The sequence below is a fragment of the Streptomyces sp. NPDC036822 genome (assembly GCF_055609145.1).
In genome coordinates this window covers 33,264-59,160 of the sequence record NZ_JBVJPY010000022.1, presented here as the reverse complement: position 1 = coordinate 59,160, position 25,897 = coordinate 33,264, and the positions used below count along the sequence as shown (strand labels likewise).

The 25,897-nt window shown below is 73.2% G+C and carries 22 protein-coding genes; 9 read left to right on the top strand and 13 right to left on the bottom strand.

Annotated elements, in window-relative coordinates; translation table 11 throughout:
• Window positions 1–2: 2 nt before the first annotated feature.
• From cysD to ACZ68P_RS31935, 9 genes are all read right to left on the bottom strand, one after another.
• The gene (gene cysD / locus ACZ68P_RS31975; RefSeq protein WP_365719737.1) at window positions 3–938 is read right to left on the bottom strand and encodes a sulfate adenylyltransferase subunit CysD; all 936 of its coding nucleotides are present in this window, start codon (window positions 936–938) and stop codon (window positions 3–5) included.
• A gap of 121 nt (window positions 939–1,059) precedes the next feature.
• Window positions 1,060–1,644 carry an adenylyl-sulfate kinase gene (cysC, locus tag ACZ68P_RS31970; protein ID WP_471012401.1) on the bottom strand — a complete coding sequence of 195 codons (585 nt, stop codon included), beginning with the start codon at window positions 1,642–1,644 and terminating at the stop codon, window positions 1,060–1,062.
• Window positions 1,626–2,333: a phosphoadenylyl-sulfate reductase gene (locus ACZ68P_RS31965; RefSeq protein ID WP_471012400.1), complete on the bottom strand. Its 708-nt coding sequence runs from the start codon at window positions 2,331–2,333 to the stop codon at window positions 1,626–1,628. The genes cysC and ACZ68P_RS31965 overlap by 19 nt, the downstream gene beginning before the upstream one ends.
• Window positions 2,330–2,518 carry a hypothetical protein gene (locus tag ACZ68P_RS31960; RefSeq protein ID WP_471012399.1) on the bottom strand — a complete coding sequence of 63 codons (189 nt, stop codon included), beginning with the start codon at window positions 2,516–2,518 and terminating at the stop codon, window positions 2,330–2,332. Before ACZ68P_RS31960 ends, ACZ68P_RS31965 begins: the two co-directional genes overlap by 4 nt.
• Window positions 2,515–4,212: a nitrite/sulfite reductase gene (locus ACZ68P_RS31955; protein WP_471012397.1), complete on the bottom strand. Its 1,698-nt coding sequence runs from the start codon at window positions 4,210–4,212 to the stop codon at window positions 2,515–2,517. The genes ACZ68P_RS31960 and ACZ68P_RS31955 overlap by 4 nt, the downstream gene beginning before the upstream one ends.
• A 126-nt stretch (window positions 4,213–4,338) precedes the next feature.
• The gene (locus ACZ68P_RS31950) at window positions 4,339–4,422 is read right to left on the bottom strand and encodes a putative leader peptide (protein ID WP_310591794.1); all 84 of its coding nucleotides are present in this window, start codon (window positions 4,420–4,422) and stop codon (window positions 4,339–4,341) included.
• 140 nt (window positions 4,423–4,562) lie between these two features.
• The gene (locus ACZ68P_RS31945; protein WP_471012395.1) at window positions 4,563–5,132 is read right to left on the bottom strand and encodes a GNAT family N-acetyltransferase; all 570 of its coding nucleotides are present in this window, start codon (window positions 5,130–5,132) and stop codon (window positions 4,563–4,565) included.
• 57 nt (window positions 5,133–5,189) lie between these two features.
• Window positions 5,190–6,515, bottom strand: a complete 1,326-nt coding sequence (locus tag ACZ68P_RS31940) for a helix-turn-helix domain-containing protein (RefSeq protein WP_471012393.1) — start codon at window positions 6,513–6,515, stop codon at window positions 5,190–5,192.
• A gap of 292 nt (window positions 6,516–6,807) precedes the next feature.
• Complete coding sequence (locus ACZ68P_RS31935; RefSeq protein ID WP_471012392.1) at window positions 6,808–8,451, bottom strand: acyl-CoA dehydrogenase family protein; 1,644 nt, start codon at window positions 8,449–8,451, stop codon at window positions 6,808–6,810.
• A gap of 17 nt (window positions 8,452–8,468) precedes the next feature.
• Here ACZ68P_RS31935 and ACZ68P_RS31930 point away from each other — a divergent pair, with 17 nt between their 5' ends.
• Window positions 8,469–9,584 (top strand): YihY/virulence factor BrkB family protein, encoded by a 1,116-nt coding sequence (locus ACZ68P_RS31930; RefSeq protein ID WP_471012391.1) that lies wholly within the window; start codon window positions 8,469–8,471, stop codon window positions 9,582–9,584.
• 60 nt (window positions 9,585–9,644) lie between these two features.
• Entirely contained in the window at window positions 9,645–10,457 is an 813-nt protein-coding gene (locus tag ACZ68P_RS31925) for a helix-turn-helix domain-containing protein (RefSeq protein WP_471012389.1), read from the top strand.
• Here the strand turns inward: ACZ68P_RS31925 and ACZ68P_RS31920 are convergent.
• Window positions 10,394–10,792, bottom strand: coding sequence for a VOC family protein (locus tag ACZ68P_RS31920; RefSeq protein ID WP_471012388.1), 399 nt, complete (start codon window positions 10,790–10,792; stop codon window positions 10,394–10,396). The two genes, ACZ68P_RS31925 and ACZ68P_RS31920, sit on opposite strands and share 64 nt — an antisense overlap.
• Before the next feature lie 238 nt (window positions 10,793–11,030).
• On the opposite strand from ACZ68P_RS31920, the gene ACZ68P_RS31915 reads away from it, so the two are divergent.
• The 4 genes from ACZ68P_RS31915 (at window position 11,031) to ACZ68P_RS31900 (ending at window position 18,471) form a co-directional block, all read left to right on the top strand.
• The gene (locus ACZ68P_RS31915; protein WP_471012387.1) at window positions 11,031–11,450 is read left to right on the top strand and encodes a hypothetical protein; all 420 of its coding nucleotides are present in this window, start codon (window positions 11,031–11,033) and stop codon (window positions 11,448–11,450) included.
• Window positions 11,447–15,406: an nSTAND1 domain-containing NTPase gene (locus ACZ68P_RS31910; RefSeq protein WP_471012386.1), complete on the top strand. Its 3,960-nt coding sequence runs from the start codon at window positions 11,447–11,449 to the stop codon at window positions 15,404–15,406. Before ACZ68P_RS31915 ends, ACZ68P_RS31910 begins: the two co-directional genes overlap by 4 nt.
• Before the next feature lie 376 nt (window positions 15,407–15,782).
• A complete protein-coding gene (gene rsgA / locus ACZ68P_RS31905; protein ID WP_471012385.1) occupies window positions 15,783–16,898 on the top strand; it encodes a ribosome small subunit-dependent GTPase A in 1,116 nt (371 codons plus the stop codon).
• A 103-nt stretch (window positions 16,899–17,001) separates the two neighbouring features.
• Complete coding sequence (locus ACZ68P_RS31900; RefSeq protein ID WP_471012383.1) at window positions 17,002–18,471, top strand: bifunctional transcriptional activator/DNA repair enzyme AdaA; 1,470 nt, start codon at window positions 17,002–17,004, stop codon at window positions 18,469–18,471.
• A 75-nt stretch (window positions 18,472–18,546) separates the two neighbouring features.
• Here ACZ68P_RS31900 and ACZ68P_RS31895 read toward each other — a convergent pair whose 3' ends face one another.
• Window positions 18,547–19,029 (bottom strand): DUF456 domain-containing protein, encoded by a 483-nt coding sequence (locus tag ACZ68P_RS31895; RefSeq protein ID WP_471012381.1) that lies wholly within the window; start codon window positions 19,027–19,029, stop codon window positions 18,547–18,549.
• Window positions 19,030–19,137: 108 nt separating this feature from the next.
• Entirely contained in the window at window positions 19,138–20,118 is a 981-nt protein-coding gene (locus ACZ68P_RS31890) for a helix-turn-helix domain-containing protein (protein ID WP_471012379.1), read from the bottom strand.
• 932 nt (window positions 20,119–21,050) lie between these two features.
• Between ACZ68P_RS31890 and ACZ68P_RS31885 the strand changes: the two genes are divergently transcribed.
• The 3 genes from ACZ68P_RS31885 to ACZ68P_RS31875 all read left to right on the top strand — a co-directional run bounded on the left by ACZ68P_RS31885 (window position 21,051) and on the right by ACZ68P_RS31875 (window position 24,792).
• Window positions 21,051–22,511, top strand: coding sequence for a protein phosphatase 2C domain-containing protein (locus ACZ68P_RS31885; RefSeq protein WP_471012378.1), 1,461 nt, complete (start codon window positions 21,051–21,053; stop codon window positions 22,509–22,511).
• 27 nt (window positions 22,512–22,538) lie between these two features.
• A complete protein-coding gene (locus tag ACZ68P_RS31880) occupies window positions 22,539–24,281 on the top strand; it encodes a pyruvate dehydrogenase (RefSeq protein ID WP_471012376.1) in 1,743 nt (580 codons plus the stop codon).
• Between the two features lie 103 nt (window positions 24,282–24,384).
• Window positions 24,385–24,792, top strand: a complete 408-nt coding sequence (locus tag ACZ68P_RS31875; protein ID WP_471012374.1) for an ATP-binding protein — start codon at window positions 24,385–24,387, stop codon at window positions 24,790–24,792.
• Between the two features lie 39 nt (window positions 24,793–24,831).
• Here ACZ68P_RS31875 and ACZ68P_RS31870 read toward each other — a convergent pair whose 3' ends face one another.
• Window positions 24,832–25,890, bottom strand: coding sequence for a DUF2637 domain-containing protein (locus tag ACZ68P_RS31870; RefSeq protein WP_365719699.1), 1,059 nt, complete (start codon window positions 25,888–25,890; stop codon window positions 24,832–24,834).
• Window positions 25,891–25,897: the final 7 nt, after the last annotated feature.

Sequence of the window (25,897 nt, the reverse complement as noted above, 5' to 3'; positions counted from 1 at the left end):
GGCTAGAAGTACCCTTCGCGCTTGCGGTCTTCCATCGCGGCCTCGGACATCTTGTCGTCGGCGCGGGTCGCGCCCCGCTCGGTGAGACGGGAGGCGGCGATCTCGGCGATCACCGCGTCCAGCGTGGTGGCGTCGGAGTCGACGGCGCCCGTGCAGGACATGTCACCGACGGTGCGGTAGCGGATGAGCCGCGTCTCGACCGTCTCGGTCTCCTTGGGGCCGCCCCACTCGCCGGCGGTCAGCCACATGCCGTTGCGGGCGAAGACCTCACGCTCGTGGGCGAAGTAGATCTCCGGCAGCTCGATGCCCTCGCGGGCGATGTACTGCCAGACGTCCAGCTCGGTCCAGTTGGAGAGCGGGAAGACGCGGACGTGCTCGCCGGGAGCGTGCCGGCCGTTGTAGAGCTGCCACAGCTCCGGGCGCTGGCGGCGCGGGTCCCACTGGGAGAACTCGTCGCGGAGGCTGAACACCCGCTCCTTGGCGCGCGCCTTCTCCTCGTCGCGGCGGCCGCCGCCGAAGACCGCGTCGAAACGGTGCTGCTGGATCGCCTCGGTCAGCGGCACCGTCTGGAGCGGGTTGCGCGTCCCGTCGGGACGCTCGCGCAGCTTCCCGGCGTCGATGTACTCCTGGACGGAGGCCACGTGCAGACGGAGACCGTGCTTCTCGACCGTGCGGTCGCGGTACTCGAGGACCTCGGGGAAGTTGTGCCCGGTGTCGACGTGCAGCAGCGTGAACGGCACCGGCGCGGGCGCGAACGCCTTCAGCGCCAGGTGCAGCATCACGATGGAGTCCTTGCCACCGGAGAAGAGGATCACCGGCCGCTCGAACTCGCCCGCCACCTCGCGGAAGATGTGGACGGCCTCGGACTCGAGCGAGTCCAGGTGCGACAGCGCGAACGGGCTGTCGGTCTCCTCATGAACATGGGCAACGGTGGTCACTCTGCACCCCTCTCGTGATCCCCCAGAGCTGACGCCCGGGTGGTACCCCCGTCTCCGCCCGCGCGGCGCAGAGGTGCTGCTTCGGCATTCGTCTGCGGCCGGCCGGCCGCGCGTGCGTCGCTCACAGCAGGCCCTTCTCGGTGAGCAGCGCGTACAGCTGCGCCGCGGACTCCTGCACGGACTGGTTCTGGGACTCGATCCGCAGGTCGGGGTCGGCCGGCTCGTCGTACGGGTCGTCGACCCCGGTGAGGCCGCTGATCTCGCCGGCGGCCTGATTGGCGTACAGCCCCTTCACGTCGCGGACGGAGCACACGTCGACCGGAGTGGCGACGTGCACTTCCACGTAGGGGGTGCCCTCGGACTGGTGACGCTTGCGGACGGCCTCGCGGCTGTCCTCGTACGGGGCGATGACCGGGACCAGGACCTTCACGCCGTTCGAGGCGAGCAGCTCGGCGACGAAGCCGATCCGCTGCACGTTGGTGTGCCGGTCCTCGCGGGTGAAGCCGAGGCCCGCGGAGAGGAACTCGCGGATCTCGTCGCCGTCGAGGACCTCGACGCGGTGGCCCTCGCCGCGCAGGCGGCCGGCCAGCTCGTACGCGATGGTGGTCTTGCCGGCGCTCGGCAGGCCCGTGAGCCAGATGGTGGCACCGGTCACGTGGTTCTCCTGGGAAGTCTGGGTGGTGGTCATCAGCCGTGCAGTCCGCATTCCGTCTTGGCACGCCCGGCCCAGCGGCCGGCGCGGGCGTCCTCGCCCTCCTCGACACGGCGGGTGCAGGGGGCGCAGCCGACGGAGGCGTATCCGTCCATCAGCAGCGGGTTGGTGAGCACGCCGTGCTCGGCGACGTACGCGTCGACGTCGTCCTGGGTCCAGCGGGCGATGGGCGAGATCTTGACCTTCTGCCGCTTCTCGTCCCAGCCGACGACCGGGGTGGCGGCCCGGGTCGGGGACTCGTCGCGGCGCAGGCCGGTCGCCCAGGCGCGGTAGGCGGTCAGGCCCTCTTCGAGGGGCTTGACCTTGCGCAGCGCGCAGCACCGGTCGGGGTCGCGGTCGTGCAGCCGGGGGCCGTACTCGGCGTCCTGCTCGGCGACCGTCTGGCGGGGGGTCAGCGTGATGACGTTGACGTCCATCACCGCCTCGACCGCGTCACGGGTGCCGATGGTCTCGGGGAAGTGGTAGCCGGTGTCGAGGAAGACGACGTCCACGCCGGGCATGGCCCGCGAGGCGAGGTGGGCGACCACCGCGTCCTCCATGGAGGAGGTGACGCAGAACTCCTTGCCGAAGGTGTCGGTCGCCCACCGGAGGATCTCCAGCGCGGAGGCGTCCTCCAGGTCGCGTCCGGCCTGCTCGGCGAGGGCCTTGAGGTCGGTGGTCCCGGTGACCTGGGTCGTCGTCATATCTGTTCCCCTCCAGTGGTGTCGCTTCGCGAGCTCCGAGGTTCCGGGGCGAGGAGCCCCAGGAACTTCAGCTGGAAGGCTCGACCGCATGCCCGGCATTCCCAGGCGCCGTGACCCCGCTCGTTCGGACGCAGGTCCTCGTCGCCGCAGTACGGGCAGTGGAACGGCGCGGCACGCTCGCTCATGACAACGCTTCTTCCGAGGCGCGCGCCGCCCAGGTGGCGAAGCGCTCGCCGTCCTCGCGCTGCTCCTGGAAGCGCTTGAGGACCCGCTCGACGTAGTCCGGCAGACCGGCCGCGGTGACCTTCAGGCCGCGGACCTTGCGGCCGAAGCCGGCCTCCAGGCCGAGCGCGCCGCCGAGGTGCACCTGGTAGCCCTCCACCCGGTTTCCCTCGTCGTCGATGACCAGCTGGCCCTTGAGACCGATGTCCGCCACCTGGATACGGGCGCAGGCGTTGGGGCAGCCGTTGATGTTGATGGTGATCGGCTCGTCGAACTCCGGGATGCGGCGCTCGAGTTCGTCGATGAGCGAGGCGCCGCGCGCCTTGGTCTCGACGATGGCCAGCTTGCAGAACTCGATGCCCGTGCAGGCCATCGTGCCGCGGCGGAAGGGCGAGGGCGTGACCCGCAGGTCCAGCGACTCCAGCGCGGAGACCAGCGGCTCGACCTGGGCCTCCTCGACGTCGAGGACGATCATCTTCTGCTCGGCGGTGGTGCGGAGCCGGCCCGAGCCGTGCGACTCGGCGATCTCGGCGATCTTGGTGAGCGTGGCGCCGTCGACCCGGCCGACGCGCGGCGCGAACCCGACGTAGAACCGGCCGTCCTTCTGCTTGTGGACGCCGACGTGGTCACGCCACTGGCCGGCGGGCTGGGCCGGAGCCGGGCCGTCGGTCAGCTTGCGCTTCAGGTACTCGTCCTCCAGGACCTGGCGGAACTTCTCCGGGCCCCAGTCCGCGACGAGGAACTTCAGGCGGGCGCGGTTGCGCAGCCGGCGGTAGCCATAGTCGCGGAAGATCGAGATGACGCCCTCGTAGACGTCCGGGACCTCGTCGAGCGAGACCCAGGTGCCCAGGCGGACGCCCAGCTTGGGGTTGGTGGACAGGCCGCCGCCGACCCAGACGTCGAAGCCGGGGCCGTGCTCCGGGTGGTGCACGCCGACGAAGGCGATGTCGTTGATCTCGTGCGCCACGTCGAGCAGCGGCGAGCCGGAGACTGCCGACTTGAACTTGCGGGGCAGGTTGGAGAAGTCCTTGTTGCCGACGATCCGGCGCTGGATCTCGTCGATGGCGGGGGTGCCGTCGATGATCTCGTCCTCGGCGATGCCGGCGACCGGCGAGCCGAGGATGACGCGCGGGGTGTCGCCGCAGGCCTCGGTCGTGGAGAGACCGACCGCCTCCAGGCGGTTCCAGATCTCGGGCACGTCCTCGATCCGGATCCAGTGGTACTGCACGTTCTGGCGGTCGGTGATGTCGGCGGTGCCCCGCGCGAACTCCTGCGAGATCTCGCCGATGACGCGCAGCTGCTCGGTGGTCAGCCGGCCGCCGTCGATGCGGACCCGGAGCATGAAGTACTCGTCGTCCAGCTCCTCCGGCTCGAGGACCCCGGTCTTGGTGCCGTCCAGACCCTGCTTGCGCTGGGTGTAGAGGCCCCACCAGCGCATGCGTCCGCGCAGGTCGTTGGGGTCGATGGAGTCGAATCCGCGCTTGGAGTAGATCGTCTCAATACGTGTCCGTACGTTGAGACCGTCGTCGTCCTTCTTGAACTGCTCATTGCCGTTCAGCGGGGTGAAGTGCCCCACGGCCCACTGACCCTCGCCACGGTGACGCCCGGCCTTGCGGCGGGCGGCGACGGGAGTGGGGTTTTCCGGGGTGGCGGCCATGGCGTTTTGTCCTTCGGGACTGCGGGAGGGCGGCTCTGACCTGCACACTCGCGCTCAGGTCAGAGGGTGGCGCGTCGGTGCGCAGCAGGGTCGTGCAGAAAGTCGATCGCGGCGTCGCTGGTTCTCTCAGCGCGCCGGACAGATGGCGCTGGACATGCGGCCGAGGTCGACGTGCCGCCGACTCACCAAGGCAATTCCAGTTCCAGACATGACGGAAGCGTGTCACGGGCCTTTGGACTCAGTCCAGCTTCGTCCGTTATGTGGACACCACCGTCCCGCATCGCGAGACGGTGTGCCGTGGGTCACTCCGAGAGGGTGCTGCTCAGGGTGGGAAGGGTGCGCCCTTCCGGTCAGCCGTGGGCGCCGGGCCAGGGGCCGGGGGTCGTCGCCTCCTCGGCCTCCTCCACCGTGGTGTCGAAGAGCCGGAAGCCGCGCCGCCGGTAGTTGTCCATCGCGTGCGGCCCGTCCAGCGAGCAGGTGTGCAGCCACACCCGCCGGGTCGGCTCCCGGTCCGGCCAGCGCTCGGCCAGGTCCCAGGCGCGCAGCACGCCCTCGGTCAGCAGATGGCCTCCGATGCGGCGCCCGCGGAAGGCCGGGATCAGCCCGAAGTAGATGATCTCCACGACCCCGTCGTCCTGCGGGTCCAGCTCCACGTACCCGGCCGGCGTCCCCTTCTCGTACGCCACCCAGATCTCGGCCCCCGGACGCTCGACGATCTCCTGCCACTCCTTGTACGACAGGTGCAGCCGGTCGTTCCAGCTGATGTCGCCGCCGACCGCCGTATAGAGGAAGCGGGCGAACTCGGGGGAGGGCACCTCGGCCCGCACGATCCTGACGTCGTCACCCACGGGCGGGGCGGCGGGGCGCAGGTCCGAGGCCGAGGTCTGTTCGAGGGACCAGGTGGTGAGAGTGATGCTCATACGCCCATCGCATCATGCGGAGCGCGAGATTCCCATGGGGGTCCGGCGTCGTGTGCGTTACTCCCGCGCAGGTCCGGGCTCCCCCGAGGGGCCGGGTACGCGGACCGCGCGGATCGCCGGGGCCGTGGAGTGCGGCAGCAGATCCTCCGACCGTGGCGGGCGGACGACCTCCACGTCGACCTCCTCGCCGAAGCGGTACGGACGGTGGGCGAGCACACCGGCCAGGGTGCGGCGGACCCGGGACATCTCCGCCCGTACCGTCACCGTCCGCGTCCGGTCCCCGAACACGTCCTGCGCCAGCTCCGCCGCCGTCCGCCCGCCGGGGTGCAGCGCGAGGACGAACAGCAGCTCCGCGTGGCGCGGGCTCAGCTCCCTCGACCAGCTGCCCGCCGCGCCCGACACCGTCACCGACCACCGGCGCGGCCGGCTCAGATCGAGCACCACCCGGCTCGGGGCCGCCGCCGCGTCGTCCGCCGCCGTCCGCTCCGCCTCCACCCGCAGCAGCCAGCCGCCTGGCAGCGGCTCCACCGCGCACATGCCGAGCGCCGGCAGCCACACCCGCCCGGCCCGGAACGACGTGGGCAGCGCGATCCGGTCCACCGGCACCATCCCGGTCACCGCCGCCGTCCAGCCGTGCGTGTCCACGGCGACGGCCCGGCCGCCCACCCGGCACAGGATCGGCGCCGCCACCGAGCGCAACCGCTCGATCGAGCGCAGATGGCGCTGGCGCATCTCCGCCTCGGCGAGCTGGGCCACCGAGCCGACCAGGGCCAGCGTCGCCGGATGGAAGCTCGACGCCGGCCCGCTCACGTCCACGATCCCCAGCAGCCGCTGGTCACGTGGGTCGTGCACCGGCGCGGCGGCGCAGGTCCAGGTGTGGAGGGTGTGGACGTAGTGCTCGGCCGAGTGCACCTGGACCGCCCGGCGCATGGCGAGCGCCGTCCCCACCGCGTTCGTCCCGGTGGTGTGCTCCGACCAGGCCGCGCCCTCCTCCAGGCAGATGCCGTTGGCCTGCCGCAGCACCGCCAGATTGCCCTCGCGCCACAGCACCCGTCCCTGCTCGTCGGTGACCACCATGATCTGCATCGAGGCGTCGGCGATCCCGGCCAGGCCGGTGCTCAGCGTCCGCATGACCTCGCCCAGGACCGTGGAGCGCCGCCGTTCCTCCAGCTCCTCGCGTTTCAGCAGCACACTGCTGGTGCCCTGGTCCGGGTCGAGGCCGAGCCGGAACATCCGCCGCCAGGAGGCGTCGATGACCGGGCGCGGCGCGATCGGCGGGGTCCGGCCCGCCAGGGTCTCCTCGCGGACCAGGTGCAGCAGCCGGGTGGCCTGGGCGGCGTCCATGGCGGCGAGCCGGTTCATGTCGAGCTGGGTGTTCTTCATCGGTCCCTTCCCGCCACCCGGCGCTGTATCGGTTCTGCAGAGGCGCGGATCAGCGGAGCGGCGGATCCGCGGAGAAGCGGAGACAGTGCCCATCGTGCCGCTCGCGCCCCCCGGCGGAGCGTGCTTCCCGAAAAGCTGCAACCCTTTGCAACTCTGGCAGTCGGCGGGCGCGTCCAGGAGATTGGTGTCAGCCGAGGGTGGTGCCGTGTCGGCGCAGCACCACCCTCGGCTTTCGGCTCCCCGCGGCCGGCCCCTGGGGGCCCCACGCCCCGCCCCGCTCCCTCGGCCGGAATCAGGCCTCCACCTCCACCCGGGCCCGCTCCACCACCGCACCCAGGTCCAGGGTCGGCGGCAGCGTCCCGAACGCCGACCCCCAGTCCCCGCCGAGCCGCGAGGCGCAGAACGCGTCCGCCACCTCCGCCGGTGCGCACCGCACCAGCAGCGACCCCTGGAGCACCAGCGCCATCCGCTCCACCACCCGTCGCGCCCGCCCCTCGATCCCGTCGAGGTCGGCCAGTTCGGTGAGCATGTCCCTGATCGCCCCGTCCAGCCGGTGGTCCGCGCCCCGTGCCCTGCCGACCTCCGTCAGGAAGGCGTTCAGCGCCTGCGGCTCCCTCCGCAACGCCCGCAGCACATCCAGCGCCTGGACGTTGCCCGAACCCTCCCAGATCGAGTTGAGCGGCGACTCGCGCAGCAGCCTCGGCATCCCCGACTCCTCCACGTAGCCGTTGCCGCCCAGGCACTCCAGCGCCTCCGCCACGGCCGGCGTGCACCGCTTCGTCACCCAGTACTTCGCCACCGGTACCGCGATCCGCGCGAACGCCCGCTCCGCCTCCGTGTCGGCGTCGTACGCGGCCGCGAGCCGCATCCCGAGGACCGTCGCCGCCTCCGACTCCAGCGCCAGATCCGCCAGCACGTTGCGCATCAGCGGCTTGTCGGCCAGCAGTCCGCCGAACGCCCGCCGGTGCCCGGCGTGGTGCACGGCCTGCGCCACCGCCTGGCGCATCAGACCGGCCGACCCCAGGACGCAGTCCAGCCGGGTCGCCGCCACCATCCCGATGATCGTCCGGATCCCGCTCCCCTCCTCGCCGACCCGGCGCGCCCACGTCGTCCCGTCGAACTCCACCTCGGCGGATGCGTTCGACCGGTTCCCCAGCTTGTCCTTGAGCCGCTGGATCGCGAACGCGTTGCGGGAGCCGTCGTCCAGCACCCGTGGCACCAGGAAGCAGGTCAGCCCCTCCGCCGCCTGGGCGAGGACCAGGAACGCGTCCGACATCGGGGCGGAGCAGAACCACTTGTGCCCGGTCAGGACGTACTCGCCGTCGGCTTCCAGCGGCCGGGCCCGCGTCGTGTTCTCCCGGACGTCGCTCCCGCCCTGCTTCTCCGTCATCCCCATCCCGAAGAGCACCCCGCTCTTCTCCCGGGGCGGCCGCAGCTCCTCCTCGTACACCAGGGAGGTCAGCAGCGGCTCCCAGACGGAGGCCAGCGCCGGATCGGCGCGCAGCGCCGGCACCGCGGCGTGCGTCATCGACAGCGGACAGCCGTGCCCCGCCTCGACCTGCGTCTGCACCAGGAACCCGGCGGCCCGGCGCACATGTCCACCCGGACGGCCCCAGGCCGCGGTCAACCCCGCGTTGACCGACTTCCCCAGCAGCCGGTGCCAGGAGGGATGGAAGTCGACCTGGTCGATCCGGTGGCCGTACCGGTCGTGCGTCCGCAGCCGGGGCGGGTACTCGTCGGCGAGCGCCCCCCACTCCCGTACCTGCGCCGACCCCGCCGACCGGCCGAGCGTCGTCAGTTCGTCCCGCGCGTCCGCGAGGACGTCCGGCGCCAGATGGCGCTCCACGGCCTCCGCCAGAGCCCGGTCCGACGAGAAGACGTCATATCCCACCAGGGGCGGAGCCTGGTTGGTCACTGTATGGGTGGTGGCTGCCATGCCGATACGGTAAGGAGGTGCAGGCAGCAAATGAAACACCCGAGCGGCGGCGCGGGAGCAGACTCCACCGCGCGCGCGTCCTCTACCGCAACGTGTCGAAGCGGAAGATGGTCTGGCTGCTCCTGAAGGACACCGTCAACTCGTGCATCGAGTACCGCATCCTCGGCCTCGCCGCGGAGGCCGCGTTCTTCACCCTGCTGTCGCTGCCGCCGCTGCTCCTCGGCCTCATCGCGCTCCTCGGCTACGCCGACGACTGGACCAACACCGACACGGTCGCCAGCATCGAGGAGAACATCCTCCGGGCCGCCGGGACGGTCCTGTCCGACCGGGGCGTCCGTGACATCGCCCGACCCCTCCTGGACGACGTCACCCAGGGCAAACGCCCCGACCTGATCTCGATCGGCTTCGCCATCGCCCTGTGGTCCGGCTCCCGCGCGGTGAACGTCTTCATCGACACCATCACCGTGATGTACGGCCTCGACGGGCACCGCGGCATCGTGAAGACCAGGCTCCTCGCCTTCCTGCTCTACCTCGTGGCGCTGCTCATCGGCGCGGTCGTCCTGCCGCTCGCGGTCGTCGGCCCCGACCGTGTGGTCGAACTGATCCCCTGGGGCACGGAAGTCGTCTCGGTGCTGTACTGGCCGGCCGTCATCCTGCTCTCCATCGCCTTCCTCACCACGCTCTACCACGTGTCCGTACCCGTCCGCTCACCGTGGATCGAGGACATCCCCGGCGCCCTGATGGCCCTCGGCATGTGGGTGCTCGGCAGCTTCCTGCTGCGGATCTACCTCACCAGCCAGGTCGAGGGGCCCACGATCTACGGCTCCCTCGCGGCCCCGATCGCCGTCCTGCTCTGGATCGGCATCTCCGCCTTCGCGGTCCTGGTCGGAGCGGCGGTGAACGCGGCCATCGACCGCGTCTGGCCCTCGGTCGCCACCGCCGCCGCCCGCGAGGCCAGTGAACGCGCCCGCGCCGCCCAGGCAGCCGATCTCGTCGCCCGGCTGCGCGCCGAGGCGGAGGACGTCGACGAGGACGACCCGGACATGCCGTCGGAGTTCCCCGAACGCTGGTCGCGGTTCCTGCCCCCCGACGACGTCAAGTCGCGCCTGCACTCGGGCTGGGAGAAGGAGTGACGGACGGCTGACGGCGCCGGGAGGGTGAACCTGCCGGTCCGGCCGCCTACCCTCGGAGGTGTGTACGAAGAACGTCCGGCGCGGGTCGAGGGAGCCGTCGTCTGGACCCGCGTGCTCACCGCCGGGCCCGGCGCGCCGTACCCCGTGCTGCCCGACGGGTGCATGGACCTGCTGTGGTGCGACGGCCGCCTGTTCGTGGCCGGGCCCGACACCCGGGCGTACGTCCCCGAGGCCACCGTCGCCCATTACGCCGGGATCCGCTTCGCACCCGGTGACGCGCCCGCCCTGTTCGGCGTACCGGCGAGCGAACTGCGCGACCGGCGGATCGAGCTCGGCGCGCTGTGGGGCGCGGCACGGGCGCGGCGGCTCGGCGAACGGATCGCCGCGGCGCCCGACCCCGCGGCCGCGCTTGAGACGCTGGCGGTGCGCCGGGCCGCGGACGCCCCCGCCCCGGACCCGCTGCCCCGGGAGGTCGTACGGCGGCTGGACGCCGGCCGACCGGTGGCCGAGACCTCCGAGGCGGTCGGGCTCGGCGCCCGGCAACTGCACCGGCGCTCCCTCGACGCCTTCGGCTACGGCCCCAAGACCCTGGCTCGCATCCTCCGGCTCCAGCGCGCGCTCGCCCTGGCCAGGGCGGGCCTGCCGTACGCGGAGGCGGCCCTCCGCGCCGGCTGCGCCGACCAGGCCCATCTGGCCCGTGAGACACGGGCGCTGACCGGCACGACCCTCTCCGCCCTCACGGGCGGAGCCGATACGGGTCGGCCCGCGGCCCAGACGAGACTTCACGGACACGACCTCGGGCCGGCCCTTCACACCTCGGACGGGGCGAAGAGGGAGACACCGCAGCCGTCCGGGTCGAGGACCACCGCGTAGCGCTGCCCCCAGAAGGCGTCCCAGGGCTCGAGGTGCCCGCGGTAGCCGGCCGAGGTCAGCGCCTCGTACGCCGCGTCGACCTCGCGCGGTCCGTCGCAGCGGAAGGCGAGCCCGATCCGGTCGCCGCCCTCGGGCCTGGTCCAGCCCGGGTCGAAGGAGCGGATGACGTCCTCGGTGTCCCAGGCGATCCGCAGCCCTCCGGGCAGGACGGCCTCCACATGCGGCTGCGCGTCCGCCTCGGCGGGGACGTCGAGTCCGAGACGGCGGTAGAAGGCGAGCGAGGCGGCCATGTCGGAGACCACCAGTCCGATCACGTCAAGTCGTGGTGCGTTCATGCTCGTACGGTAGGCAGCAGCGGAGGGGGCCGTCTTGTACGAATCGGACGTCGCCGTCCTCGCGCCACGCGCGGGCCCAGGACCGCGTGGCCCCGCCTGCACGGCTGGCTCCGGGGAACCCAACTCGCCTCGCCCGCAAGCGTCGTAGGGTGAGTGGTGATCGCACAGGGGAGCGGGGACATACGGCCGGCGCGGCCCCGCACCGTTCAGGACGAGCCGGACGGCGAGAGGGTGGGGGATGGAAGCCGAACTGGTGACGCTGGCGTCGTCGGCCGCGACCACGGTGGTCGGTCTGCTGGCGACGGACGGCTGGGAGCACGTCAAGAGGGCGGTCGTCGCCCTGTGGCAGCGGGCCCGCCCCGAGGAGGCCGAGACGGTCGAGGCCGAACTGGTCGAGGCCCGCACCGAGATCCTTACCGCCCGCCGGGCGGGGGACGACACGACCGAGGACGGCCTGACGACGCAGTGGCGCGTCCGGTTGCTCGGCATCCTTGCGGCCGATCCGGCACTGGAGTCCCAGCTCCGCGAGCTGCTCGGCAAGCTGGGCCCCGGGACGCCCGAGGCCGACCGGCCCGGCCGGGTGGAGATGCACGGCACCGCCTCGGACAACGCCAGGCTCTACATGTCCGGCGGCACCATGAACATCACCGGCCAGTGACCCCCGAGCCGACCGGGCGCGAGGTGCGGATGGAGGCGTACGCCTCCGGGTCCGGGACCATCTACCTGGCGGCCGGGAACCAGAACATCGCCGGCCGGGACCTGCACCTGCACTACTGGGACGGCACCCACCGGGTGGACCGCGTGCAGCCGGGGCAGGCCGCCGGCGACGAGTGCCCCTACCCGGGCATGAGCGCCTTCGGCATCGAACAGTCACGGTGGTACTTCGGCCGGGACGCCCTGCGCGCCCGGCTGACGGCCGGCCTCGACGACTGCCTCCGGGAGGGCGGCGCCCTGGCCGTGGTGGCCGATTCCGGCGCGGGCAAGTCGTCCCTCCTCCGGGCCGGCCTCGCCCCGGACCTCGCCCGCGGCGCCCTGCCCGGCTCGCGCCACTGGCCCTGCCTGATCTTCACCCCGACCGCAAACCCCGTGGCGGCGCTGACGACCCACCTCGCGGGGCTGACCGGCGTCGAGCCGGAGGCCATCGGCCGCGAACTCGCCCACGACCCCGACGCGCTGGCCGTCCGTCTGAGCGCCGCTCTCACCGAGCGAGGGGCCGGCCGCCTGGTGGTCGTGGTCGACCAGGCGGAGGAGCTGTTCACCCTCGTCACCGACGAGCGGGAGCGGACCCGGTTCACCGACGCCCTCGACCGGCTGGCCCGGGCGCAGGGGCCCGCGCTGGTCGTCTACGGGCTGCGGGCGGACTTCTACGGCCACGCTCTGGGGTACCGGCCGCTCCGCGAGGCCCTGGAGCGCCGTCAGGTCGCCGTCGGCCCGATGGACCGGACGGAGCTGCGCGAGGCGATCATCCTTCCGGCCCGCTCGGTCGGGCTCGAACTGGAGGAAGGGCTGGTCGAGCTGCTGCTGACCGACCTCGGCGCCACCACCGGCGCCCGGGAGGGCTACGAGGCCGGGCGGCTCCCGCACCTCGCCCACGCACTCCGGTTGACGTGGCAGCAGCGGCAGGGCTCCACCATGACCGTGGAGCGCTACACGGCCACCGGAGGCATCCACGAAGCCGTCGCCCGGAGTGCCGAAGCCGCCTTCCACGCCCTGGACCCCCTCGGGCGGGCAGCGGCGGAGGTGATGCTCCGCCGTCTGGTCCGGATCGGCGAGAAGGGTGACGACGACACGCGACGGACCGTCCCCACGGCTCGGCTGACGCAAGGGCTGGAGCAGCGGACGGCCGAGGCCGTGCTGGCCGGCTTCACCGAGCGGCGGCTGCTCACCCGGCTGCGGGACGTCCGTCAGCGGGACACCCGGTGGCAGGACACGGTCACCCTCACCCATGAGGCCCTCCTCCGGGCCTGGCCCCGCCTGCACGGCTGGCTGCACACCGGCCGGGCCGCCAACCTGCTGCGCCAGCAGCTCGAGGACGACGCGGCAGCCTGGGCGAGCGGGCACCGGGACCGCGCCCACCTCTACCGGGGCAGCCGGCTGGCGAAGGCCCGTGCCTGGGCGGCCGGACCCGGCCGTGACGGCCTCGGGCCCCCGGTCTCGGACTTCCTGGACGCCTCGGTCCGGCTGGCACGCCGGACCGCCGTACTCCTGCGCGGCGCCGTGGCCGTGGTGGTCGTGTCGACGCTCCTCGCCGTCGGCGGCGCGCTCGTCGCGCAGTCCCAGAGCCGGCGAGCCGACCAAGAGCGCGCGGCGGCGGAGGCGCAGCGGCTGCCGGCGGTCGCCCGGACGCTCAGGGCGCAGGCGGAGAGTCTTCGCGACAGCGACCCCCGCCGGTCCCTGCGGCTCGGCCTCGCCGCCCAGCGGGTCGCCCCGACGGCGGAGGGCCGGCAGGGACTCGTCACCACACTTCAGCAGACCCGCTTCGACGGGGCGTCGGCGGACGCGGCGCTCGGACCCGTGGACGGCGTCGCCACCTTCTTCCAGAGCGGCACGCTCCTGGTCGTCGGCGACGACCGTGCCGGTTCCGTCACCCTGTGGGACACCGTGGACCCGCTGCGCCCGCGGCGGCTCGCCACCCTGACCGGCTTCCGCGACAAGGTGTCGGGCGTCTCGCTGAGCCCCGACGGGCGGCGTCTCGCGGTGGTCACCGTCGGCGACGGCGCAGCGCCCGTCCACGAGCTGTCCCTGTGGGACCTGGCGGACCGCGCGCACCCCCTCCGACTGCCCTTCCGGGCGGGCGTGGAACAGGTGACGGACTGCGCCTTCAGCCCGGACGGCAGGACGCTGGCGGTCGTGGCCGGCGGCGGGGACGGCACCCTGACCCTGTGGGACATCGGCGACCCGGCCTCGCCGCGCAGGATCTCCGCGCCGACCGCCGCCACCGATGCCGGCACCGTCCGCTTCAGCGCCGACGGACGCACCCTGGTCACCGCCGCCGGCCTGGCGACGGCGGACCACTCCTTCGGACCGGACTCCATCGCCCACTTCTCCGGCTGGCAGCTCTGGGACATCAGGGACGCGCGCCGCCCCCGTGCGGTCTTCCACGAACGCGGCTTCACGGAGGGGACGCTGGCCGTCAGCCCGACGGCCCCGGTCCTGGCGGTGGGAAGCGGGCACAAGCTCGCGTTGTGGGACTTCAGAGACCCGGCCTCACCCAGGAGAACCGCCGTCCTGGAACACCCGACCAGGGTCGCCAAGGCCGCCTTCCGGCCCGACGGACGCCGCGTCGTCACGCTGTCCGACGGGCAGCGGACGCAACTGTGGGACGTCACGGATCCGGCGCGGCCCGTCGGACCGTCCCGGCTCTCCGGTCCGGGTGAGCCCGTGGCGTTCGCGTTCAGCGGCGACCACGTCGTCATGGCCGACGAATCCGGTTCGCTCTCCCGCTGGCGCGTCGCCCTCCGTTCCGGACTCCGCCGCGGAGCCGCCCTTCCCTCCCGGGACGTGAGCCTCTCCAGCGTCGCGTTCAGCCCCGACGGACGCAGGCTGGCGGCGGGCGGCTTCGGAGGTGACGTCCACCTCTGGGACACCACCGATCCGGCCCGTCCCCGCGCACTGCCGCCCCTGCGGAGCCCGTCCGGTCAGCCGGTGAAGACGGTGGCCTTCAACCGGGACGGAACCGCCCTGGCGGCGGGCACGATCGCGGACACCGTCTCCGCCCGCGGCGAGATCGTGCTCTGGGACGTGTCGGACCCCGACCGGCCGCGACGGCGGGCCGTGCTGGCCACGCCCACGGGTGTGACCTCGCTGGCCTTCAACCCCCGCACCGCCACGCTGGCCGCCTCGGGCAAGACGAACCTGTTCAGCAGCACCTGGGTCGCCCTGTGGGACACGAGCACCACGGTGCCCAGCCGCTCGTACCTGCAGGAGTCGCTCAACCGGCTGCTCGACGAGACCGACGATCCGGCGCCCGTCATGCCACGGCACGTCATCGCCGCCACCCCCACCGTCTTCAGCCCGGACGGCCGACTGCTGGCTCTCTCGGGGTCCCTCTGGGACGTGACGGATCCGGCGGCACCCGTCCGGGTGCGCCATGCCGCGCGCCCGCCCGGTGACCGCCGCTCGCCGATCCCTTCGCTGCTGGGGATGGACCAGGCGGACTTCAGCCCCGACGGACGTCGGCTGGCGGCGGAGAACTTCCGCGAGGACGGGGTCGAGCTGTGGCCGGTCGGCCCGGTCATCGGCTCGGACCCGGTCGGTTCCGTGCCGGCGCGGAAGCCCGTACGGGTCGTCCACCACCCAGCCGGCCACCTGCTCGCCACCGCGGAGGAGCACGGCGCCGTCCAGCTCTGGGACGTCTTCGACCCGGCCCGGCCCGCCCTCGCGGCGACGCTGGAGGAGACGGTCACGGACGCCCGGTTCCACCCCGGCGGCGGGACGTTGGCCCTGCTCCCCGAGGCGGGCGGCACCGTCCGGCTGTGGCACCTCGGCGATCTGCCCGGAACCCTCTCCGACGTCAGCGGCCTCGCCTGCCGGATCGTCGGTTCCGGGCTCTCCGAGGACGCCTGGAAGAGGGACGTGCCCGGTGTGCCCTATGAGGACACCTGCGCCGGGTGACCCGGCCCTTGTCGGGTGGTGCGCGGGCGAAGGCGCGCTCGGAGGCCCGCCGGGGCGGGGGCGGGCGGGCTCGGAAGGCCCGCCGGGGCGCGGGCTCCACCGTGCCGTCCCCGCCCCGTTCGGCGGGGCGATAAATGCGTGGCGGGGCGGACGGGGGCCGCGTTAAGGTCTGCTCGTTCCTTCGGACCGGCTCGGTGAGCCGTCCGTGGCCGAGACCCGGTGTGAATCAGGAGGTGTGTCCGATGGCCGTCATGACGACGGGTGTTGCCCGCATCCAGCAGTTGTCCCACTCCACCTCCGTGGTCTCCGGCTGACCTCTTCTCACCTCGCGTCCTGTGCGGCGCGTGCCGGGGCCACCCTTGTGAAGGGTCCCCCCTTGTCTTTCGCCTCTTTCCAGGCATCGCTCTGCTCTTCCGCGCACCCGCTCTCCGCCTACGGCTGGGACGAGGGCTGGGAAGCCGCCTCCGCCCCGTACGTCGCCCAGGGCCTGCTGCCCGGCCGCGTCGTCCGCGTCGACCGGGGTCAGTGCGACCTGGTCACCGCCGACGGGGTCGTCCGCGCCGACACGGCGTTCGTGACCCCGCACGATCCGCTGCGGGTCGTCTGCACCGGTGACTGGGCCGTCGTCGACCCCGAGGGCGGCCACCCCCGTTACGTACGGGCGTTGCTGCCGCGCCGGACGGCGTTCGCGCGGTCCACCTCCTCCAAGCGGTCCGAGGGCCAGATCCTCGCGGCCAACGTCGACCACGCGATCATCACCGTCTCGCTCGCCGTCGAGCTGGACCTCGGGCGCGTCGAGCGCTTCCTCGCCCTCGCGTGGGAGTCGGGCGCCCAGCCCCTCGTCGTGCTCAGCAAGGCCGACCTGGTGCCCGACCCGGTCGGGCTCTCCTATCTCGTCCAGGACGTCGAGACCTCCGCACCGGGCGTACAGGTGCTGCCGGTCAGCGCCACGACCGGAGAGGGCGTGGACGTGCTCGCCTCGGTCGTGGCGGGCGGGACGAGCGTGCTCCTCGGCACCTCCGGCGCCGGCAAGTCGACGCTCGCCAACACCCTGCTCGGCGAGGACGTCATGTCCGTCCAGGCCGCCCGTGACGTGGACGGCAAGGGCCGCCACACCACGACCACCCGCAATCTGCTCCGGTTGCCCGCGGGAGGCGTCCTGATCGACACCCCGGGGCTGCGCGGAGTCGGCCTCTGGGACGCCGAGAGCGGTGTCGGCCAGGTCTTCTCCGAGATCGAGAGCCTCGCGGAGGACTGCCGCTTCCACGACTGCGCCCACGAGTCCGAACCGGGCTGCGCGGTGACGGCGGCCGTCGACGACGGCACGCTGCCGGTCCGTCGTCTGGAGAGCTACCGCAAGCTCCTGCGCGAGAACCAGCGCATCGTCGCCAAGACCGACGCCCGTCTGCGGGCCGAGATGCTCAAGGACTGGAAGCGCAAGGGCGCCGCGGGCCGCGCGGCGCTGGTCCTGAAGCGCGGCCACGCGCGGTAGCCGCCGCCGGTCAGCCCGGTCAGCCCGGTCAGCCCGGTCCGCCCCGTGCGGTCCGCCCCGTACGGGGCGGACCGCACGGGGCGCCGGGCGACCCCGGAACGCCATGTCCGAAAACCGCCGGAACCGCCTCGCGCGGTCCCGCACACTGGACCCTGTGAAGGACGAGGACACCAGGTACGAAGCGGTCAGCAGCCGCGACGCGCGATTCGACGGGGAGTTCTTCTTCGCCGTGGCGACCACCGGCATCTACTGCCGGCCCAGCTGCCCCGCCGTCACCCCCCGACGCAAGAACGTCACGTTCTTCCCCACCGCGGCCGCCGCCCAGGGCCACGGCTTCCGCGCCTGCCGGCGCTGCCGGCCGGACGCCGTGCCCGGATCCGCCGAGTGGAACGTACGCGCCGATGTCGTGGGGCGCGCCATGCGGATGATCGGCGACGGCGTCGTCGACCGCGAGGGCGTGCCCGGCCTCGCCGGGCGGCTCGGCTACAGCGCCCGCCAGGTCCAGCGCCAGCTCACCGCGGAGCTGGGCGCCGGCCCGGTCGCGCTCGCCCGCGCCCAGCGGGCGCACACGGCGCGTCTCCTCCTGCAGACCACCGACCTGCCGATCACCGAGATCGCCTTCGCGTCCGGCTTCGCCAGCGTGCGCCAGTTCAACGACACCATCCGCCGCATCTACGCCCGTACCCCCTCCGGACTCCGCGCCGAGGCCGGCACCGAAACCGCCTCCCGCGCGGCCGGCACCGGGGCCCGCCGCCAGGGCCCGCGGCCGGGCGACGCCGACGGCAACGGCCCCGGCGGCGCCCCAGCCCGGACCGCCGGCATCCCGCTCAGGCTCGCCCACCGCGGGCCCTACGCCGCCCGCGAGGTCTTCGACCTGCTCGCCCAGGAAGCCCTGCCCCGGGTCGAGGAGGTCCTCGGCGATCCCGGCCGCCGCACGTACCGCCGCACGCTCCGCCTCCCGCACGGCACGGGCATCGTCTCCGTCGACGAGCGGTCCGCCGGCCCCTGGCTGGACGCCCGGATCCACCTCACCGACCTGCGCGACCTGACCACCGCCGTGCAGCGGCTGCGCCGGCTCCTCGACCTGGACGCCGATCCGCACGCCGTCGCCGAGCGCCTCGGCGCCGACCCACGGCTGGCCGCGCGGGTGGCCGCCCGCCCCGGCGTCCGCTCCCCGGGCGCGGCCGACCCCGAGGAGTTCGCCCTGCGGACCCTCGTCGGCCCGGAGGAGGCCGCGCGGCTGGCCGCGACGCGCGGCACGGCCCTGGACCAGCCCTGCGGCGGCCTGACCCGCCTCTTCCCCGAACCCGCCGAACTCACCGGCCACCCCGTCGCCGGGCCGCTCGCGGCCGCCCTCGCCACCGGGGCCGTACGCCTCGACCCGGGCGCCGACCGCGACGAGTCCGAGCGGGCCCTGCTCGCCGTCCCGGGCGTCACGGCCGCCGTCGCGGGCCTCATCCGGATGCGGGCCCTCGGCGACCCGGACGTGGCACCGGACGGCGCCCCCGACGCGGAGGGCTGGCGGCCCTGGAGGTCCTACGCCCTGCGCTACCTCGAAGACCGCCGGGCATGATCACCATCGACCGGCCGGAGACCGCCGCCCGTGCGACCGGGAGCGGACCCTGAGCCGCTGAGGGGCCGGCCGGGCTCAGCCCCAGAGGACCGCACCCACCCACGCCCCGACGATCAGCAGGCAGGCGAACAGCTCGACCAGCACGCTCGTCCCGGCCGCCCGCATCACCCTGCGGGTGGCCGCCTTCGCCTGCCCGTGGCCGCCCAGGCGCAGCCGCTCGGAGAGGTAGATCCCGCCGACGAAGCCGGGGACCGCGCCGAGCACGGGCACGAGGACGAAGCCGAGCAACGCGCCGGTCCCCGCGTACGCCACCATCCGCTGGGAGATGCCCACCCCCCGCAGCCGGCGTTGCGGCAGCTGCCATACGACCACCTGGGTGAGCAGCAGCAGCGCCGTCGAGGAGACGAGCAGGATCCAGGCGAGGCCGGTCTTCTCGTGCAGGGACCACCAGAGCATGGCCGCCCAGATCAGCCAGGGCCCGGGCACGCCGGGGGCCAGGACCCCGAACAGGCCCAGCAGCATCACCATCGCCACCAGCAACAGCTGCCACACACCCATTGGACAAGCGTGCAGGACGCGGGGGCCCCGCGCAGGTCGCGGCACCGCGGGGCGCTGCCCGTCCGGGGACTCCGGCACTTCCGGGAGCGCCGCTCTCCCGGGGCGCCGCTACCGGGCCACCCAGCCCTTCTCGTACGCGTGCCAGCCCAGCTGGAGCCGGGTCGTCACCCCCGTCAGCTCCATCAGCCCCTTCACCCGGCGCTGCACCGTGCGCAGCCCCAGGTCCAGCTGCTTGGCCACGCTCGCGTCCGTCATGCCCGCCAGGAGCAGCGAGAGGATCTCCAGGTCGGTCACGTCCGGCCCGGGCACCTCCGTCTCCCGCACCTGCGCGCCCGCGCCGAGCCGCAGGGGGAGCGCATCGCGCCAGACCGACTCGAAGAGCCCCATGAGGGATTCCAGGAGGCCGCTCGCGTGGACCATGAGCGCCGCCGGCTCCGCCCCCCGGCCGGTCAGCGGCACCATCGCCAGGGAGCGGTCGGCGACCACCAGCTTGGTCGGTACCCGGTCCACCACCCGGATCTGCTCCTCGCGGCCGAGCGCCGCCGTCAGCTCCACGAGCCCCGCCGGGAGCGTCAGGACCTCCCGTTCGATCACCACCCGGTAGCGCACCCCCCGCCCGGCGGCCAGCTCCTCCGCCTCGTTCTCCATGCCGCTCACCACCATCGGCTTCCCGGTCACCAGCGCGCAGACCTCGTCCGCCGCGCCGAGCTGCAGCTGCAGGAACCGGTGCGTGACGGCGCTCGCGCCGGTCACCACCTCCACCAGGTCGTGCACGGCCGGCTCCGTCGCCTCCGCCCGGTACTCCTCCGCGAGCAGCGCCGCCGCCAGCTCCGCCTGCTCCAGCTCGTGCCGCTGCTGGGTCAGCAGCGCGCCCAGCGCCACGCCCGGGGGCGCCGCCACCCACCGCCCCGTCTTCGCCGAGGACTGCGCGGCCAGGCCCTGCGACTCGAGCCGCCGCAGCGCCCGCTCGGTGTCCGTCTCCGGCAGGGCGAGCCGGAGCGCCAGGTCCGCCACCTCGGCCGCGCCCAGCGCGACCAACGCGCGATACGCGGACTCCTGCCGTTCGTCGAGACCTATCGCTCCCAGCATCGCTGCCCCACCCCTCGCCGGACGTCACCGGACGTTCCGTACCTTCACGGGACGTTCGGCGGACGCATTCGTTCCGTTGGTGCCCTGGCGGGAATCGGCCACGGCGCATTCCCGCCTCGCCCATCATCCCTGCACCACCCTCACCTCTGCCAATGTGGCGCCACTGCAGCACCAACAGCCTCGGGGCACGGCTTTTTTGCCTGCTTGTGTCCCGTCATCGGAGGAGAAGAACGATGTGCCCGATTTCGCGTACGGCGCGGGGAGCGGTGACCGCCGCCGTCCCGGCCGTCACCGCGATCGCGCCGTCGGGGGCCGTCGCCGAGGGGCCGGAGACCGGACGGCCGTTCGGTGCCCTCGAAGCCCCGTCCGAGCGCGGCACGTACCCGCTCGAACGGCGGACGACGAAGATCGGCAGCACGGTGCGGAACCGCTCCGCATCCGTCAACTCCCTCTGGAAATACACTTCCCAGGCCGACGAGACCGTCTACTCTCAAGGCATCCCGATTCTCCGTCCCCGGTACGACCTACCGGAGGACGGCCTCAGGAGCCTCGCCGCGACCGACGGCCGGAAGACCGGCCTCGCCGCCACGCGGGCCACACGCCCGCCGCCCTCATCTCGGCCGGACGCTCGTACTCCTACGACGGAGGCGCGATCCGGACGCGGGCGCGGGTCTCGTAGCAGGGCGGACGGTGGACCGCGACCGTGAACCACGCGGGAGCCGCCGGCAAGCCCGCCACGCCGAAGACCGAACCGACGGACGCCGAGGGCGCCTCCGTCACCCAGACCGTGGTCCGCGCTGACGACGTGCGCTGACCACGCCGGTCCGCCGGGCGTCCTTCCCGTGGGGGGTGGGGTCGCCCGGCGGACCCCTTTCTCATTGCTTTTCGGGATGTCCCGTCCTCACGCGGCCCCCTCGGTGGACAATAAGGGCATGACTCAGCAGGGGGACCACTGGTGGGACAAGCTGTACGACGAGTCGGTGCCGGACACCGCGCCGACGACGACGGGTGAGACGCTCGACGACCGCTTCGACTCCGCGTCACGGGCGATGCCCGCCTCCGTACGGCGGGACGCCATCGCGATCCGGCCGGAGAAGGCCCCATGGGAGCCGCTCGACGCGGACGCGCGCGTTCCGCGCACCTTCCCGTCCGCACCCGGCGTGCCCGACCCCCCGGACGCCCCGGAGGGACCCCCGGCCCCGCCGGCGAGGGCCGCGGACACCCCGACCGTCCAGGTCCCGGCCCCCCGCCCCCGGACGGAACACATCGGCAGCCGGCCGCCCACCTACGAGCCCGAACCGACCGCCCTGCCCGTCGCCCGCCCCGGCGAACTGGCCGATCTCGTGGCCGACACCGTCCTCGACGGAGCCCGGTACGGCGCCTATACCCTGCGCGCCGCCTCCGTCCGGGGCGACTCCGCCCGCTACCGCGGCGAACCCCGCCGCGACACCCTGCTCACCGCCCGCTTCGGCCAGGACGAAGCCGCCCTGGTCCTGGTCGCCGTGGCCGGCGGCCCCCGCGCCGCCGACGGCTCCCACCGCGCAGCCGCCGACGCCTGCCGCTGGATCGGCGAGGCCGTCGGCCGCAGCCACACCCGGCTCTCCGAGGACATCCGGGCCGGCCGTCGCGGCGACCTCAAGTCAGGGCTCCACCGGCTCACCGACCGCACCTACGGCCGGCTCCGCGCCCGCGCCGCCGAACTGGGCGTGGAAGCGGAGGACTACACCGCGAGCCTGCGCTGCCTGCTGCTCTCCGCCGACCCGGACTGCCGCACCCGCGTCTTCTTCGGCATCGGCCGCGGCGGGCTCTTCCGGCTCCGCGACGGCTCCTGGCAGGACATCGAGCCCCTCGTCCCCGAACCGGCCACCCTGACCGGCGCACCCGTCGTCGGCTTCGGCTCCCCGCCCGCCCCGGCCCGCGCCGCCGGCGAACGGACCCCGGCCGACGAGCCTTCCCGCGCCGACGGCCGTCCCCGCGCGACGGCCGCGTCCTCGGACCCCCTCGGCCCGGCCCCGGCCGAAACGGAGGAGGGCGACCGGCTGACCATGAACCTCGGCGTCACGGGCGTCACCGGCGTCACCGGCGTCCCCCGCCCGTTCGTCGAGGACCCCGCCGCGGCCAACGGCCGGGGGAGCGGAGCTGCCGCTTCCCCCGCGCCTGTGGCGGAGCCCTTCCGCTTCCGCGCCTCCGTGGCCCATCCGGGCGACACCCTCCTCCTCGCGTCGAGCGGCCTCGCCGACGCGATGCGCGGCGAGCCGGCCCTCGCCGAGGAACTCGCCGCGCGCTGGGCGGCCCCCGAGGCGCCCGGACTCGCCGCCTTCCTCGCCGACACCCAACTCAGGGTGAAGGGGTACGCCGATGACCGTACAGCGGCGGCCGTCTGGGAGGCGTAACGTCCGGGCCCATGTGTTGATGGATCCATGGCCAAACAGAACGTCGCCGAACAGTTCGTCGATCTGCTCGTCCGCGCGGGCGTCCAACGGCTGTACGGAGTCGTCGGCGACAGCCTGAATCCCGTCGTCGACGCCGTCCGCCGCCACTCCGGCATCGACTGGATCCACGTCCGGCACGAGGAGACCGCCGCCTTCGCCGCGGGCGCCGAGGCGCAGATCACCGGCCGCCTCGCCGCCTGCGCGGGATCCTGCGGCCCGGGCAATCTGCACCTCATCAACGGCCTGTACGACGCCCACCGCTCGATGGCCCCGGTCCTGGCGCTCGCCTCGCACATCCCGTCGAGCGAGATCGGCCTCAGCTTCTTCCAGGAGACCCACCCCGACCGGCTGTTCGGCGAGTGCAGCCACTACAGCGAGCTGATCGGCAACCCGAAGCAGATGCCCCGACTGCTCCAGACGGCCATTCAGCACGCGGTCGGCCAGGGCGGCGTCAGCGTCGTCTCACTTCCGGGCGACCTGGCCTCCGCGCCCGCCCCCGAGAAGGCGGCGGAGCACGCACTCGTCACCAGCCGGCCCACCGTCCGTCCGGGCGACGCCGAGATCGAGGCGCTGGTACGGCTCATCGACGAGGCCGACCGGGTGACGCTGTTCTGCGGCAGCGGCACCGCCGGCGCGCACGCCGAGGTCATGCAGTTCGCCGAGCGCGTCAAGTCGCCGGTCGGCCACGCCCTGCGCGGCAAGGAGTGGATCCAGTACGACAATCCGTTCGACGTGGGGATGAGCGGACTGCTGGGCTACGGCGCCGCCTACGAGGCCACCCACGAGTGCGATCTGCTCCTGCTGCTCGGCACCGACTTCCCCTACAACGCCTTCCTGCCCGACGACGTCACGATCGCCCAGGTGGACGTCCGGCCCGAACGCCTCGGCCGTCGCTCCAAGCTCGACCTCGCCGTCTGGGGTGACGTCCGCGAGACGCTGCGCTGCATCACCCCGCGCGTACGCGCCAAGACGGACCGGCGCTTCCTCGACAAGATGCTGAAGAAGCACGCCGACGCGCTCGAAGGTGTCGTCAAGGCCTATACGCGCAAGGTCGAGAAGCACGTCCCGATCCACCCGGAGTACGTCGCCTCCGTCCTGGACGACCTCGCCGACGACGACGCGGTCTTCACCGTCGACACCGGCATGTGCAACGTCTGGGCGGCCCGCTACCTCACGCCCAACGGCCGCCGGCGCATCATCGGCTCCTTCAGCCACGGCTCCATGGCCAACGCGCTGCCGCAGGCGATCGGCGCCCAGTTCGTCGACCGGAACCGCCAGGTGATCTCGATGTCCGGCGACGGCGGCTTCTCCATGCTGATGGGCGACTTCCTGACGCTCGTGCAGTACGACCTGCCGGTGAAGGTCGTCCTGTTCGACAACTCGTCGCTCGGCATGGTCGAGCTGGAGATGATGGTGGCCGGCCTCCCCTCGTACGGCACGGCCAACCACAACCCGGACTTCGCCGCCATCGCCCGCGCGGCCGGGGCCTACGGCGTGCGGGTCGAGAAGCCCAAACAGCTCGCCGGGGCGCTCAAGGAGGCCTTCAGGCACAAGGGTCCCGCCCTCGTCGACGTCGTCACCGACCCCAACGCGCTGTCCATCCCCCCGAAGATCAGCGCGGACATGGTGACCGGGTTCGCGCTCTCCGCGAGCAAGATCGTCCTGGACGGCGGTGTCGGCCGCATGCTCCAGATGGCCCGTTCCAACCTGCGCAACGTCCCGCGGCCATGAATGCGGGACGGCGGGCGGGGCATGCATCCCCGTGACTGTCCGACGACTGTGGGTGGGGGTTATGGCCGGGGAGGCGAGACAGCCGACTCAACTGCTGAGAAAGGTGGGATGCGCGGATCTCACCGCGGTGCCGGAGGTGCGCCACGCGTTGCGCGAGATGCTGCGGAGGTGGGGCGGGCCGGGGGCCTGCGACGTGGCCGAACTGCTGATGAGTGAGCTCGTCACCAACGCGTTGATCCACACGGAGCACGGCGCCGTCGTGACGGCGACCGTCGTCCCCGAGAACCTCAGGGTGGAGGTGCGGGACTTCGTGCCCGGCCTGACCGAGCCGCACGTACCGGCCGCCGACGACGGTACGCACGGCAGGGGGCTCGTCCTGGTCGACGCACTGGCCGACTCCTGGGGCGTCGAGGACCAGGAGGTGGGCAAGGTCGTGTGGTTCGAACTGCACGGTGAACGGCGGGGCGGCGAGCCGCCCGCCGTACGCCGGACGAACGGCGGGGCCGCCTGAGGGGCTGCCCCGCCGTTCGGTTCGTCCGTGCGCCGGCGCTCAGCCGAACTGCTGCTCGAGGTCCTTGAGCTTGCGCTCCAGGGAGTCGAGCCGGGGGAGCGCCTGGGTGTCGTCCTCGGCGGTGAGGTCCACCGTCCGAGGTTCAACGCCCTGCACGGCCTGGAGGGAGGGCCGGGGTCGAAGCGGCAGTTGTCCGGGGTCCGCTATGGCGGGCTCCGCGACGGCCGCCCCGGCGGATGTCGCGGAGCCCGCACCGGCGCTCAGAGCCGCGACCTCGACCTGGCGGCCGCCGCCGCGACCGAGCCCGAAGGCGCGGTGCTGACGGTTGATCGCCTTGAGTCTGGCCCGGCCGAGCTTCTCCTGCTCCCGCCTGCGCAGCCGGTTCTGCTGCTTCTCGCGCCGGTCCTCGCGGACCTCGTCGACCGCCTCGTCCAGCGTCCGTACGCCTTCGAGGAGCATCAGCGACCAGGCGCCGAAGGTCTCCCTGGGTGCCCGCAGCCACCGTACGATCCGGATCTGCGGCAGGGGGCGGGGCACCAGGCCCTGCTCCCTGAGCGCCGCCCGGCGGGTCTGCTTGAGGGCCCGGTCGAAGAGGACGGCCGCCGAGAGGGACATGCCGGCGAAGAACTGCGGGGCCCCGTCGTGCCCCAGGCCCCGTGGGGCGTGCACCCAGTTGAACCAGGCCGCGGCGCCCGCGAACGTCCACACGAGGAGGCGCGAGCCGAGGGCCGCGTCACCATGGCTGGCCTCGCGGACCGCGAGGACCGAGCAGAACATGGCCGCGCCGTCGAGGCCGAAGGGGACAAGGTACTCCCAGCCTCCGGTGAGGTTGAGGTTCTGGCGGCCGAAGCCCACAAGACCGTGGAAGGAGAGGGCGGCCGCGACCGCCGCGCAGCAGAAGAGCAGGACGTAGGAGGCGGTTCCGTAGATCGCTTCCTTGCGTCTGCGGCGTTCCTCGCTGCGTTCCCACGAGTCCTCGGCCGCGGCCTGGTCACCGGCGCGCTTGCCGCGCGCGAGCACCGCCACCGCCGTCAGGACTCCGGCCACCATCACGCCGCCCGGAAGCAGCCAGTCCAGCGATATGTCGGTCAGTCTCATGCGGTGT

Coding starts and splice junctions, on each gene's coding strand:
- cysC (WP_471012401.1), bottom strand. CDS start 1,644: ATGCGGACTGCACGGCTGATGACCACCACCCAGACTTCCCAGGAGAAC.
- ACZ68P_RS31965 (WP_471012400.1), bottom strand. CDS start 2,333: ATGACGACGACCCAGGTCACCGGGACCACCGACCTCAAGGCCCTCGCC.
- ACZ68P_RS31960 (WP_471012399.1), bottom strand. CDS start 2,518: ATGAGCGAGCGTGCCGCGCCGTTCCACTGCCCGTACTGCGGCGACGAG.
- ACZ68P_RS31955 (WP_471012397.1), bottom strand. CDS start 4,212: ATGGCCGCCACCCCGGAAAACCCCACTCCCGTCGCCGCCCGCCGCAAG.
- ACZ68P_RS31950 (WP_310591794.1), bottom strand. CDS start 4,422: ATGTCTGGAACTGGAATTGCCTTGGTGAGTCGGCGGCACGTCGACCTC.
- ACZ68P_RS31945 (WP_471012395.1), bottom strand. CDS start 5,132: ATGAGCATCACTCTCACCACCTGGTCCCTCGAACAGACCTCGGCCTCG.
- ACZ68P_RS31940 (WP_471012393.1), bottom strand. CDS start 6,515: ATGAAGAACACCCAGCTCGACATGAACCGGCTCGCCGCCATGGACGCC.
- ACZ68P_RS31935 (WP_471012392.1), bottom strand. CDS start 8,451: ATGGCAGCCACCACCCATACAGTGACCAACCAGGCTCCGCCCCTGGTG.
- ACZ68P_RS31920 (WP_471012388.1), bottom strand. CDS start 10,792: ATGAACGCACCACGACTTGACGTGATCGGACTGGTGGTCTCCGACATG.
- ACZ68P_RS31915 (WP_471012387.1), top strand. CDS start 11,031: ATGGAAGCCGAACTGGTGACGCTGGCGTCGTCGGCCGCGACCACGGTG.
- ACZ68P_RS31900 (WP_471012383.1), top strand. CDS start 17,002: ATGTCCGAAAACCGCCGGAACCGCCTCGCGCGGTCCCGCACACTGGAC.
- ACZ68P_RS31895 (WP_471012381.1), bottom strand. CDS start 19,029: ATGGGTGTGTGGCAGCTGTTGCTGGTGGCGATGGTGATGCTGCTGGGC.
- ACZ68P_RS31890 (WP_471012379.1), bottom strand. CDS start 20,118: ATGCTGGGAGCGATAGGTCTCGACGAACGGCAGGAGTCCGCGTATCGC.
- ACZ68P_RS31885 (WP_471012378.1), top strand. CDS start 21,051: ATGACTCAGCAGGGGGACCACTGGTGGGACAAGCTGTACGACGAGTCG.
- ACZ68P_RS31880 (WP_471012376.1), top strand. CDS start 22,539: ATGGCCAAACAGAACGTCGCCGAACAGTTCGTCGATCTGCTCGTCCGC.
- ACZ68P_RS31870 (WP_365719699.1), bottom strand. CDS start 25,890: ATGAGACTGACCGACATATCGCTGGACTGGCTGCTTCCGGGCGGCGTG.